This is a genomic window from Oricola indica (assembly GCF_965227485.1).
GTDB classification, from domain to species: Bacteria; Pseudomonadota; Alphaproteobacteria; order Rhizobiales; family Rhizobiaceae; genus Oricola; species Oricola indica.
On sequence record NZ_OZ245747.1, the window covers coordinates 2,652,478 to 2,664,483 of the forward strand.

Sequence of the window (12,006 nt, forward strand, 5' to 3'; positions counted from 1 at the left end):
GCTTTGTTGACAGGCGCGCGGGCTTCGGATTTACACGGGCGCTGAACCACCGACTTCGCTCGCGGACATTTCCACATGCTCGACAAGACCTTTGACGCAGCCAGCGTCGAACCGAGAATTGCCAAAATCTGGGAGGATGCCGACGCCTTTGTCGCCGGCGCCGGTGCCAAGGAAGGCGCCGACCCCTTCTGCATCGTGATTCCGCCGCCGAACGTCACCGGTTCGCTGCATATGGGCCATGCGCTCAACAATACGCTGCAGGACATCATGATCCGCTACCAGCGGATGAACGGCCGTAACGTGCTTTGGCAGCCGGGCATGGACCATGCCGGCATCGCAACGCAGATGGTCGTGGAGCGGCAACTGGCCGAGAGCGGCGAGAAGATGAGCCGCAGGCAAATGGGCCGCGAAAAGTTCATCGAGCGCGTCTGGCAGTGGAAGAACGAATCCGGCGGCATGATTTTCAACCAGCTGAAACGTCTCGGCGCGTCCTGCGATTGGTCGCGCGAACGTTTCACCATGGATGACGGGCTTTCCGAGGCCGTTCTGGAGGTGTTTGTCAGGCTCTACAAGGAAGGGCTGATCTACAAGGACAAGCGGCTGGTCAACTGGGACCCGAAGCTGCACACGGCGATTTCCGATCTCGAGGTGGAGCAGAAGGAAATCGACGGCAATCTGTGGCACTTCCGCTATCCGCTGGCGGACGGCGCGACCTACGAGCACCCGTACAATCTTGACGAGGAAGGCAATCGCACGGCGTGGAAGCCGTCCGATGGGGAGCCCGCCGGCTACGAAACGCGCGACTATCTTGTTGTGGCGACCACGCGTCCGGAGACCATGCTGGGCGATACCGGCGTCGCCGTGCACCCGGACGACCCGCGCTACAAGGATCTCGTCGGCAAGCATGTCGTGCTGCCGCTCGTCGGCCGGCGCATCCCGATCGTCGCAGACGAATATCCGGACCCGGAGGCCGGTACGGGCGCGGTGAAGATGACGCCCGCGCATGACTTCAACGATTTCGAGGTCGGCAAACGGCAGGATCTTCCCGCAATCAACATTCTGACGATCGACGGCGCGGTGACGCTGACAGGCAATGCGGATTTCCTCGACGGTTTGACGCCGACCGACACGCAGCGTGGCGTCTGGGACCAGCTCGACGGCATGGACCGGTTTGCGGCGCGCGATCTGGTGGTCAGGCTCATGGAAGAAGGCGGGCTGCTCGCCGCCGTGGAGCCGCACAAGCACCAGGTGCCGCATGGCGACCGGGGCGGCGTGCCGATCGAGCCTTACCTGACCGACCAGTGGTATGTCGACGCGGCGACACTGGCGAAACCGGCGATCGCCTCGGTGCGTGAAGGCCGCACGCAGTTCGTGCCGAAGAGCTGGGAAAACACCTATTTCAACTGGATGGAGAACATCCAGCCGTGGTGCGTCTCGCGCCAGCTCTGGTGGGGGCACCAGATTCCGGCGTGGTACGGCCCGGATGGGACGGTATTCGTCGAAAAGAGCGAGGCCGAAGCCTCCGCCGCCGCGAAGGCGCATTATGGCGAGGATGTCGAACTCGTCCGCGACGAGGACGTGCTCGACACGTGGTTCTCCTCGGCCCTGTGGCCCTTTTCGACGCTTGGCTGGCCGGAACAGACAGAAGCGCTGAAGACCTGGTATCCGACCAATGTGCTGGTGACCGGCTTCGACATCATCTTCTTCTGGGTCGCCCGCATGATGATGATGGGCCTTCATTTCATGAAGGATGACGAGGGCACACCCGTCGAGCCGTTCGACACTGTCTATGTCCATGCGCTGGTCCGCGACAAGTTCGGCGCCAAGATGTCGAAGTCGAAGGGCAACGTCATCGATCCGCTGGAACTGATCGAGGAATACGGTGCGGACGCGCTGCGTTTCACGCTGGCGATCATGGCGGCGCAGGGCAGGGACGTGAAGCTCGATCCGGCGCGCATCGCCGGCTACCGCAATTTCGGCACCAAGCTGTGGAACGCGACGCGCTTTGCCGAGATGAACGGCGTCGTGCATGCCCCGGATTTCCGCCCGGAAGACGCGAAGCTGCAGATCAACCGCTGGATCCTGACAGAACTGTCCAGGGCATCGCGGGATGTGTCGGCGGGAATCGACCAGTACCGGTTCAACGAGGCGGCCGGCGCGGCCTACCGTTTCGTCTGGAACACGTTCTGCGACTGGTACCTGGAACTGCTCAAGCCGATCTTCAACGGCGACGACGAGGACGCCAAGAAGGAAGCGCAGGCCTGCGCGGGCTATGTGCTCGACGAGGTCTATAAGCTGCTCCACCCGTTCATGCCGTTCATGACGGAGGAATTGTGGGCGCTGACTGCCGAGGACCGGCAGGCGCTGATCTGCCACGCCGAATGGCCGCATTCCGAATTCGAGGACGATGATGCGGCCGGCGAGATCAACTGGCTGATCGACCTCGTCACCGGTATCCGGTCCGTTCGCTCCGAAATGAACGTGCCGGCTTCGGCGACCGCACCGCTGGTTATGGTCGATGCTGCAGAGGAGACCCGCGCAAGGCTGCTGCGCCACGAACCGGCGATCAAGCGCCTGGCGCGTGTCGAGGACATCGTTGTGGAAAGCGCGGTGCCGCGTGCCTCCGCGCAGATCGTCGTCGGCGAAGCGACGGCCTGCCTGCCGCTGGGCGGCCTGATCGATGTCGATGCGGAACGCGCGCGTCTCACCAAGGCGATCGGCAAGATCGAAGGCGATATCAAGAAGCTCGAAGGCAAGCTGGCGAACGAAAAATTCGTCGCCAACGCCAAGCCAGAGGTCGTCGCTGGAGAGCGCGAGAAACTGGCCGAGGCCGTGCCGGAGCGTGATTCGCTCAAGGCCGCGCTGGCGCGAATCGAGCAGATCGGCTGATCCGCGACGGCATTTTCCCGCCGCGATCGCAACCTCGGCGGGAAAAAACAATGCGATGTGACGGTTTTGCAACAATAGCCGATTTGCAGAGTCTTCTGACCTTTTTGGGCTCCATGATCGCAAAAACCGGGCATTTTCGTCGAATTTCGAGCCCGGCATCCCGTTGACGTAAACGTAAGGTCCGGACTTTGCGAATATCGCAGATTTTCGCATTCGAGGCGGAGCCCGAATGTGGCGTCACGTTGGCCAGAATGTGCTTGAAAAATGCGCAAGAGCTCCTGCAATTAAGTAACTACATGGTTTGGAGGAACATATGACCAGGGGCATAAGAACAATCACAATCGGTCTTGGTTTCGCGACTGCGCTGACAAGTGTCGCGATGGCGGGAGGATTCAGCCGCGGCACGGCCGACACCGACATCCTTTATGAAGAAGGTGGCGTGGTCACTCGGATGGGCGTTTCCTACGTAATGCCGCAACGCGGCTACGATTCGATTACGTCTCCCTTTCTGAATGGAGGTCTCGCTTTTTCGCCGACGGACGACGATTACTCGGATGCGTATGCCGTTCCTTCCTTCGCCGGGAAGTTTGATCTCACTGATGATTTCCGGTGCGCTGGCACGATGACCGATGCGTATGGTGCGGGCGCATCGTATGGACCTCAGGCGATCGCCGCAGGTATGGCAGACGGGACGGGTACCGAATCGCAGAAATTCACGTCAACCGAAATCGGTGCGACATGCGGCTTCAAGTTTGATCTTGCGAAAGGGCGCGCGTGGATAATCGGTGGCGTGTTTGGTGAGGATTTCAAATTTTCACAGACCGTCAGGCTTCTGAGTGACGCCAATTTGGACGGAGCGCCGGGAGGTCCGCATCCGTTCGGTGTGCTTGACTTGGGTGGTCCTGTTGACGGCGCAAATTCGGGTACGCTTTCATTCGATGGCCGGTACGAGCTGGGATATCGAATTGGTTTGGCCTACGAAATTCCGGAGATCGCACTTCGTGCGCAGTTGCTGTACCGTTCCGCGGTTAAACACAATCCGTCCGGCAGCTTCGATTTTGTCGATTTCAGCGGCGCAGATCTCGCTTCGTATTCAACGATGGGATACGGGACGCTTCCGCAATCGCTTGAGTTGAAGGTTCAATCCGGTATCGCACCGGGATGGCTGGCGTTCGGGTCGGTGAAGTGGACGGATTGGAGCGTGGTACAGACGCTTGACTACACAATCGACACTTCGGCTACCGTTTTGGGTACGGCTATTCCCACCGAGCTGGAGTATTTCTGGCAGGATGGTTGGACTGTGAGCGGAGGTGTCGGCCATGCGTTCAATGATATGGTATCCGGGTCGATGAGCCTGACATGGGATAAAGGCGTCTCCACAACCGAAGACGTTTTCACGGATACCTGGACGCTGGGCGGTGGCTTGGCGATTGCCGCAAACAGCAATACCAAGCTCAGCGTTGGCGGCGCGATCAGCTATCTGACAGCGGGTTCGGTCGCTGCGGAAGCTGTTCCGGGCGGTGGTGGACCGGGCGACACATTTGCCTATTCAGTCGGGAACGACTGGTCATATGCGGTCGGCGGAAACCTCCTGATCAATTTCTGATCATCCACCGAATTCAACACTTCGAACCCCGTCGCATTGCGGCGGGGTTTTCGTTTGTGGCTTGAGTGCCGTGTCCGGCGCGTGAATGCGCGGATGCGCAGATCTTGTGACGAATTGGCAACACTATTGCGCTAAGAAACCGATTAGAAAGCCTGCCGGGCATTGTGCCCATTTGCCGCCATAAACCGGGCGCATCGCAACGGTGTTTCGCGACGGGTCAAGCGATCTGGCGGGAACAAGGGACAGGAATATATGGACGCCGAAGTCGTTTCGAAGGCCGGTCTGTCACGTCGCCGCAAGGCCGACATCGCGCAGAAGAGCCACGCAGACACACCGGTCTCCGGGAAGTAACGAGTATCATGACCACGATGCGGTCTGAGAAAAGCAACACTCATCGCGCCTTCGGCGCTTCGTTCGTGGCAATGTGCGGCCTGGCCCTCGGTCTTGCCACCGCGCAGACCGTGCCGAGTTACGCGCAATCCTCCGACGGCGACCAGAAGGGGCCGTGGGCGATGTTCAAGTTCGGCTTCTCCGCCTACAAGAGCGGTCGCAAGGACGAGGCTCTCAAAGCCTATCGCGATGCCGCCGAGCACGGCCATGCCGGCGCGCGCTGGAAGCTGGCGACAATGTATGCCTCCGGCGACGGCGTGAAGGAAGACGACTACGAGGCGTTCCGGCTCTATGAAGGGCTCGTCAACGAAGGCGCGGCGCCAGGTACACGCGACGAGACATTCATCGCGCATTCGCTCATGTCGCTTGCGAGTTACCTGCGTCGCGGCATTCCCAACTCACCGATCAGTGCCGATCCCTTGCGCGCGCGCCAGCTTTACCTGCAGGCGGCGAGCCAGTTCGGCGATGCGGATGCTCAGTTCGAACTGGGCCGCATGTATTTGAGCGGTGAGGGCGGGACGACCGACTCGGTCCAGGCGGCGCGCTGGTTCAATCTGGCCGCCAACAAGGGCCATGTCGGCGCTGAGGCGATGCTTGGAAAGATCCTGTTCGACTCTGGCAAGACCGTGCGCGGCCTCTCTTTCATGACGAGGGCGCTCGGCAAGGCGCGCGATCCGGAAGTGCACTGGATCCGCGCGCTGCAGGAAGAAGCCTTCGCGATCTCCTCCGAAGCAGACCGCCGCACGGCGATCGCGCTGGCGGCGCAATCTTCGGGCAATTGATCCGTTTCGGGCAGGCTGCCCGCGTACCAAATACGATCAGCTGTTGATGGCGGCCGGCCACGCCGATTGGCGCGGCAGTCGGGCAACCGGGCATTCCTCGCCAAGCATTTTCCAGGACGTGTTGTTCAGCACGCGCTCACAGCGCGCGAGCTTGTTACCGGACGCGGTTTTCAGGCAGACAGTCTGACCTTCCGGAATATTCTGACCGTTCCCGCGGCATGTGCAGTCAGGCGCGGACAGCGCCGGCTGCGCGGCGATGGACGCCGCGGCGAGAGTAAGGGAAAGAAGCGCAGAACGAAGCATCATGGCCTGTTCCTCCTGAGCGGAGGGTATCACGCATCAAGTGATCGGCAAAGACGCAGCTATTCAGGCGGCGTAGTCGATCACCACGGGCACATGGTCTGACGGTTTTTCCCAGGCGCGCACATGCTTTTCGATGTCTGCCGCGCGCAGCCGGTTGGCGGCCTCCGGCGACAGGAGCAAATGGTCGATGCGAATGCCGTTGTTCTTCTGCCAGGCGCCGCCCTGGTAATCCCAGAAGGTGTAGACGCCCGGGTCGTCGGTGACGCTGCGCACGGCTTCCGTCAGTCCCAGCCCGACGAGCCGGCGGAAAGCCGAGCGGCTTTCCGGGCGGAACAGCGCGTCGCCCTCCCACACTTTCGGGTCGCGGCAGTCTTCCGGTTGCGGGATCACGTTGTAGTCGCCGGCCAGGATAAAGGGTTCCTCCAGGGCCAGGCGCGCCTCGGCCCATTGATGCAACCGCTCCATCCAGGAAAGCTTGTAGGGAAACTTCTCGCTGTCGACCGGATTGCCGTTGGGCAGATAGAGCGAGACGACGCGCACCACGCCGCTCTCTGTCGAGAAAACGCCTTCGATGAAGCGGGCCTGTTCGTCCGAATCGTCGCCGGGCAGGCCGCGATTGACCTCGTCGAAGGGTAGTTTGGACAGGATGGCGACGCCGTTGAAACTTTTCTGGCCATGCGTCTCGACATGGTAGCCGAGCGCCTCGAAAGCCTCGCGCGGGAAGTTCTCGTCGACCGACTTGATCTCCTGCAGGCAGGCAATGTCGGGTTGAGACTGTTCCAGCCAGCTTATGATCGTGTCGATCCGCGCCTTGACGCCGTTGATGTTCCAGGTCGCGATTTTCACGGTGACGCTCCGGTTTCCGCACAATTCCGTCCGTCCGTAGGTATCCCCGCATGGCGGACGCGTAAAGCCGTTTCCCGAGCCCGAACAACCGGATTGGCATGATTAATGCTCAGCTTTTCCTTGGGCGGAGTTTCGTGACGAAGGGGACGCGATAATGAGCATAGGTGGTCAAAATGGCGAATAATCAGGCAAAAACGGATGGATCTCTCGTCTATACACTGACGGATACGCCGCCGCCGGGTCCGGCTTTTCTCGCTGCCGCGCAACATATACTGGCCAGCATTGTCGGTATCGTGACGCCGACGCTGGTGATCGGCGGCGTTCTCGGCCTCGGCGAACATGTTCCATACCTGATCGCGATGTCTCTTTTCGTTTCCGGTGTCGCGACCTTCATACAGTGTCGCCGTGTCGGGCCGGTCGGCTCGGGGCTTCTCAGCCTTCAGGGGACGAGCTTTGCATTCCTCGGCGCGATCCTTGCCGCGGGTTTCGCGGTCAAAGGTCGGGGCGGAACGCCGGAAGACATCCTCGCCATGATTTTCGGCCTGTGTCTTGTCGGTTGCCTGGTTGAAGTCATCCTCAGCCAGTTCATCGACAAGATGGACCGCATCATCACGCCGACCGTGACCGGTATCGTGATCACGGTGATCGGTCTCAGTCTCGTCAAGGTCGGTTTCACCGACTTCGCGGGTGGCGTGGGAGCAGGCGAGAGCTTCGGCAGCCCGATCAACCTTATGCTCGGATTGCTGGTGGTGGTCGTTATCCTGGCGATGACGTTCCAGCAGAACCCGATGATCCGGATTTCGGCGATCATGATCGGCCTTGTGGCCGGCTTCATCGTCGCCGCGATTCTCGGTCAGGTGAACTTCTCCAGCTTCGGATCGCAACCGTTCTTCGCGATCCCGATACCGTTCAAGTTCGGTTTCTCGTTCGATTTCGCGCTCTTTATCCCGATCGCTTTCGTCTACCTGATCACGGCAATCGAGACGACGGGCGACCTGACGGCCAACTCGGTGATCTCCGGCGAACCGGTGGAGGGCGAGGTCTACATGAAACGGATCAAGGGCGGTGTCCTCGCTGACGGTGTGAACTCCGGGATCGCCGCGATCTTCAACACGTTTCCGAACACGACCTTCAGCCAGAACAACGGCGTCATCCAGATGACGGGCGTGGCCAGCCGGCATGTCGGATATTACATCGCGGGCATTCTGGTGGTGCTCGGGTTCTTCCCGATCATCGGCGGCATCTTCCTGCTCGTCCCGAAATCGGTTCTGGGCGGCGCGACACTGGTGCTTTTCGGGTCCATCGCTGTGGCGGGTATCCGAATTCTCGCGTCTCAGGAAATCGACAGGCGCAAGATCTACATCATGGCGGTGTCGTTCGGTCTCGGCCTCGGCGTGACCCTTGTGCCGGATGCGATCAAGCAATTGCCGGATATCGTGCAGCGTGTGTTTGCAACGCCGATCACGCTCAGCGGCCTGACCGCGATCATCTTGTCGCTGATCATTCCCGACAGTTCACGCGTGTCGGCCGTGGAGCAGCCTGAACCTGCGGAGTAGGTCTCTGCGTGGAATAAATGGTGGTTCGCCGTTTGGCGGACCGCCTCAGATCGAAAAGGACGTGCCGCAGCCGCAATTGGCGACCGCGTTCGGATTGCGGATCTGGAAAGACTGGCCGATCAGGTCATCGACGAAATCGATCTCGGAACCGGCCATGTAGACCATGGACAGCGAGTCGATGAGAACGGTCGCGCCGTTCTTCTCGATGACGATGTCATCTTCCTCGCGCGAGGGGACCAGATCGAACTTGTAGGAGAAGCCCGAGCAGCCGCCGCCTTCGACGGAGATCCTAAGCGCGTTGTTATCCGGTTCGCCAGCAAGGATCTTGCTGACGCGCGCGGCGCAGGCATCCGTCACGGTGACGTTCTTTTCTGCCATTTTCGGATGCGCGGTCATCGTGTCATATCCCCGGACGTTTCGGTTCGTATTGTGTTCAACACGCTTCACCATAGGTATGAAGAGGCACGGTCCGCGTCAATACGGGGCAGAAGCGGCGGGCAAGGGGAGCAATCACATTCATGCAACCGGTTTCGGATGAAACGCTGCAAGGTATCGGTTTCGGTCTTGGCGAGCGGGCGGTCTTCGCGACCGATCCGGCCAAGAGCCGCGGGCGCTTCACGGAGGAAGCGCGCAGTCGCACCCGCACCGAGTTCCAGCGCGATCGCGACCGCATCGTCCATTCGACGGCGTTTCGCCGCCTCAAGCACAAGACGCAGGTGTTCTTCAGCCATGAGGGCGACCATTACCGCACGCGGTTGACCCATACGATCGAGGTTGGGCAGATCGCCCGCGCGCTGGCCCGCGCCTTCCGGCTCGACGAAGACCTCGCCGAAGCGATCGCGCTTGTACACGATTTCGGTCATACGCCGTTTGGCCATACCGGCGAGGACGTTCTGAATGAGTGCATGGCCGATTTCGGCGGCTTCGATCACAACGCCCAGGCGCTGCGCGTGGTCACAAGGCTGGAACGGCGCTACGCCGAGTTCGACGGGCTCAACCTGACCTGGGAAACACTGGAAGGGCTGGTCAAGCACAACGGGCCATTGCGCGATCCCGTTACCGGCGCGGACACGCAGGGGCCGGTTCCGGCGACGATCCTCAATTACTGCGAATTGCACGATCTCGAAATTGGCCGGTACGCGGGGCTGGAAGCTCAGATGGCGGCGATTTCCGACGATATCGCCTACAACACGCACGATATCGATGACGGCTTGCGTGCCGGATTGCTGACCTTCGACATGCTGCGCGAGGTCGGCTTGCCGCGCGATATTCTCGACGAGGTCGACAGCCGCTATCCGGGTCTGGACGACAGTCGACGCGGGCATGAGACGACGCGACGGCTGATCACCCGCATGGTCGAGGACGTGATCGCGGAAACGAAGAAGGGGCTTCTGCGGCTCAAGCCGGGCTCCTCCGCCGATGTCCACGAAGCGGGAGAGACGATCGTTCGGTTCTCGCCGGAAATGGCCGCGCTGGAGAAGGAACTGAAAGAATTCATGTTCGCGAACATGTACCGGCATCCCGATGTCATGCGGGTGCGGGCACAGGCCGAGGACATCGTGCGCGACCTTTTTTTGGCGTTCATGGCGGAGCCGGAGAAGATGGGGGGCGTTTGGTCGGCGCATCTCTCGCAACTGGAAGAACCGGCGCTCGCCCGACGCGTCGCCGACTATCTTGCCGGCATGACGGATACTTTCGCGCAATCGGAACACCGGCGTTTGTTTGACCGCACACCGGATTTGCGTTAGCCACGCGCCGACGAACCGTCAGCCGGTTCGGAGAAATCACCCAGGACACTGACCATGAACATCTTCACCGAGTTTCGGCATCGGGTCGTCAAGGCCGTGGATGCGTTAGGCATCGAGGCGAAGGACGGCGGAACGCTCGATCTCGCCAAGCTCGGGATCGAGCCGCCGCGCGATCCGCTTCATGGCGATATCGCGACCAATGCCGCGCTTGTCCTGGCAAAGCAGGCAGGCGCCAACCCGCGCGAACTCGCAGAGAAGATTGCGGCCAAGCTGGGCGAGGATGGCGATGTCGAAACGGCCGGGATCGCCGGTCCCGGCTTCGTCAATCTGAAGTTGTCAGACAGCTTTTGGCGCAAGCAGCTCACGACGATCCTGTCGGAAGCGGAGGATTACGGCCGGTCCACCCTCGGTGGCGGTGCAAAGATCAACGTGGAATATGTCTCTGCCAATCCGACCGGGCCAATGCATGTCGGCCACTGCCGCGGTGCCGTGGTCGGCGATACGCTCGCGAACCTGCTGGGTTTCGCCGGTTTCGACGTGACCAAGGAATACTACATCAACGATGCTGGCGTTCAGATCGACGTGCTGGCGCGGTCGGTGCTGCTGCGCTACCGCGAGGCGCTGGGCGAAGACATCGGCGAAATCCCTGAAGGTTTGTACCCGGGCGACTATCTCGTTCCGGTCGGCGAAACGCTGGCGGAGGAATACGGACGCGACCTGTTGCAGATGCCGGAAGACGAGGCGCTGGCCATCGTCAAGGACCGGGCAATCGATGCGATGATGGCGATGATCCGCGAGGATCTCGCGGCGCTGAACATTCATCACGATGTCTTCTTCTCCGAACGGGACCTGCATGCCGACGGGGAAAAGCGCATTCGTACCGCGATCAACGATCTGACGATGAAGGGGCATGTCTACAAGGGCACGCTGCCGCCGCCGAAGGGCCAGGTGCCGGACGACTGGGAAGATCGTGAGCAGACGTTGTTCCGCTCTACCGCCGTCGGGGATGATATCGACAGGCCGCTGGTCAAGTCGGACGGGTCCTACACCTATTTCGCGGCCGACGTTGCGTACTTCATGGACAAGTACAAGCGTGGCTTCGAAGAGATGATCTACGTGCTGGGCGCGGACCATGGCGGCTATGTGAAGCGCCTCGAAGCGCTGGCGCGGGCTGTTTCGGGCGGCGAGGTCAAGCTGACGGTGTTGCTCTGCCAACTCGTCAAGCTGTTCCGCGACGGCGAGCCGGTACGCATGTCGAAGCGGGCAGGGCAGTTCGTCACGCTGCGCGACGTGGTCGACGAAGTCGGACGCGACCCCGTGCGCTTCATGATGATCTATCGGAAGAATCTCGAGCCGCTCGATTTCGATTTCGCCAAGGTGACGGAGCAGTCCAAGGACAATCCGGTCTTCTACGTGCAATATGCCAGCGCGCGCTGCCACTCGGTGTTCCGCCAGGCTGCCGAACAGTTCGGGGCGCCGGTGGAGGCCGATCCGTCGTCGCTCGATCTCCTCACGGACGAGGCCGAAATCGCGGTGATCCGCAAACTCGCCGAGTATCCTCGGGTGATCGAGGCCGCGGCGCAGGCGCATGAGCCGCACCGCATCGCGTTCTATCTCCACGACCTCGCCAGCACCTTCCACGGGCACTGGAACCGGGGCACGGATGATGACTCCTTACGCTTTGTTAAGGTTAACGATCCACTATTGACCGGTGCCAGATTGGGTCTGGTGCAGGGCGTTCTCAATGTGCTGCGGTCCGGGCTGGCGCTCGTCGGGGCTGATTCACCCGCTGAAATGCGGTAAAACCCTGTCACCTTTTGCCCATAATGCGCTGGCAAGGAGCGTGATCGGGGCTTTACGTCCCGGGGTAAGGTGTACGGGGTAAT

The 12,006-nt window shown here is 61.0% G+C and carries 9 protein-coding genes; 6 read left to right on the forward strand and 3 right to left on the reverse strand.

The annotated features are described in order from the left end of the window. Positions 1-75: 75 nt before the first annotated feature. The 3 genes from ACQK2M_RS13295 to ACQK2M_RS13305 all read left to right on the forward strand — a co-directional run bounded on the left by ACQK2M_RS13295 (position 76) and on the right by ACQK2M_RS13305 (position 5,667). Positions 76-2,889 carry a valine--tRNA ligase gene (locus ACQK2M_RS13295; RefSeq protein WP_425418215.1) on the forward strand — a complete coding sequence of 938 codons (2,814 nt, stop codon included), beginning with the start codon at positions 76-78 and terminating at the stop codon, positions 2,887-2,889. Between the two features lie 313 nt (positions 2,890-3,202). After that, positions 3,203-4,495, forward strand: a complete 1,293-nt coding sequence (locus ACQK2M_RS13300; RefSeq protein WP_425418216.1) for an outer membrane protein transport protein — start codon at positions 3,203-3,205, stop codon at positions 4,493-4,495. Positions 4,496-4,917: 422 nt separating this feature from the next. After that, positions 4,918-5,667 (forward strand): tetratricopeptide repeat protein, encoded by a 750-nt coding sequence (locus ACQK2M_RS13305; RefSeq protein ID WP_425420038.1) that lies wholly within the window; start codon positions 4,918-4,920, stop codon positions 5,665-5,667. A 36-nt stretch (positions 5,668-5,703) separates the two neighbouring features. Here the strand turns inward: ACQK2M_RS13305 and ACQK2M_RS13310 are convergent, their stop codons facing one another. After that, on the reverse strand, positions 5,704-5,973 hold the full coding sequence (locus tag ACQK2M_RS13310) for a hypothetical protein (RefSeq protein WP_223478026.1): 270 nt from the start codon (positions 5,971-5,973) through the stop codon (positions 5,704-5,706). Positions 5,974-6,033: 60 nt separating this feature from the next. Beyond that, positions 6,034-6,816 (reverse strand): exodeoxyribonuclease III, encoded by a 783-nt coding sequence (gene xth, locus ACQK2M_RS13315; protein ID WP_425418217.1) that lies wholly within the window; start codon positions 6,814-6,816, stop codon positions 6,034-6,036. Between the two features lie 173 nt (positions 6,817-6,989). Here xth and ACQK2M_RS13320 point away from each other — a divergent pair, with 173 nt between their 5' ends. After that, the gene (locus tag ACQK2M_RS13320; RefSeq protein ID WP_425418218.1) at positions 6,990-8,372 is read left to right on the forward strand and encodes a nucleobase:cation symporter-2 family protein; all 1,383 of its coding nucleotides are present in this window, start codon (positions 6,990-6,992) and stop codon (positions 8,370-8,372) included. Between the two features lie 45 nt (positions 8,373-8,417). Here the strand turns inward: ACQK2M_RS13320 and erpA are convergent, their stop codons facing one another. Continuing rightward, positions 8,418-8,750, reverse strand: coding sequence for an iron-sulfur cluster insertion protein ErpA (erpA, locus tag ACQK2M_RS13325; protein ID WP_425420039.1), 333 nt, complete (start codon positions 8,748-8,750; stop codon positions 8,418-8,420). A 140-nt stretch (positions 8,751-8,890) separates the two neighbouring features. On the opposite strand from erpA, the gene ACQK2M_RS13330 reads away from it, so the two are divergent. Together ACQK2M_RS13330 and argS are read left to right on the forward strand one after the other, a co-directional pair. Continuing rightward, entirely contained in the window at positions 8,891-10,120 is a 1,230-nt protein-coding gene (locus tag ACQK2M_RS13330) for a deoxyguanosinetriphosphate triphosphohydrolase (RefSeq protein ID WP_425418219.1), read from the forward strand. 54 nt (positions 10,121-10,174) lie between these two features. Then, positions 10,175-11,923: an arginine--tRNA ligase gene (gene argS, locus ACQK2M_RS13335; RefSeq protein ID WP_425418220.1), complete on the forward strand. Its 1,749-nt coding sequence runs from the start codon at positions 10,175-10,177 to the stop codon at positions 11,921-11,923. Positions 11,924-12,006 lie beyond the last annotated feature (83 nt).

Bases quoted from the DNA above. Each gene is read 5' to 3' on its own strand.
- argS (WP_425418220.1), top strand. From the start codon at position 10,175: ATGAACATCTTCACCGAGTTTCGGCATCGGGTCGTCAAGGCCGTGGAT.
- ACQK2M_RS13310 (WP_223478026.1), bottom strand. From the start codon at position 5,973: ATGATGCTTCGTTCTGCGCTTCTTTCCCTTACTCTCGCCGCGGCGTCC.
- erpA (WP_425420039.1), bottom strand. From the start codon at position 8,750: ATGGCAGAAAAGAACGTCACCGTGACGGATGCCTGCGCCGCGCGCGTC.
- ACQK2M_RS13320 (WP_425418218.1), top strand. From the start codon at position 6,990: ATGGCGAATAATCAGGCAAAAACGGATGGATCTCTCGTCTATACACTG.
- ACQK2M_RS13305 (WP_425420038.1), top strand. From the start codon at position 4,918: ATGTGCGGCCTGGCCCTCGGTCTTGCCACCGCGCAGACCGTGCCGAGT.
- ACQK2M_RS13295 (WP_425418215.1), top strand. From the start codon at position 76: ATGCTCGACAAGACCTTTGACGCAGCCAGCGTCGAACCGAGAATTGCC.
- ACQK2M_RS13330 (WP_425418219.1), top strand. From the start codon at position 8,891: ATGCAACCGGTTTCGGATGAAACGCTGCAAGGTATCGGTTTCGGTCTT.
- ACQK2M_RS13300 (WP_425418216.1), top strand. From the start codon at position 3,203: ATGACCAGGGGCATAAGAACAATCACAATCGGTCTTGGTTTCGCGACT.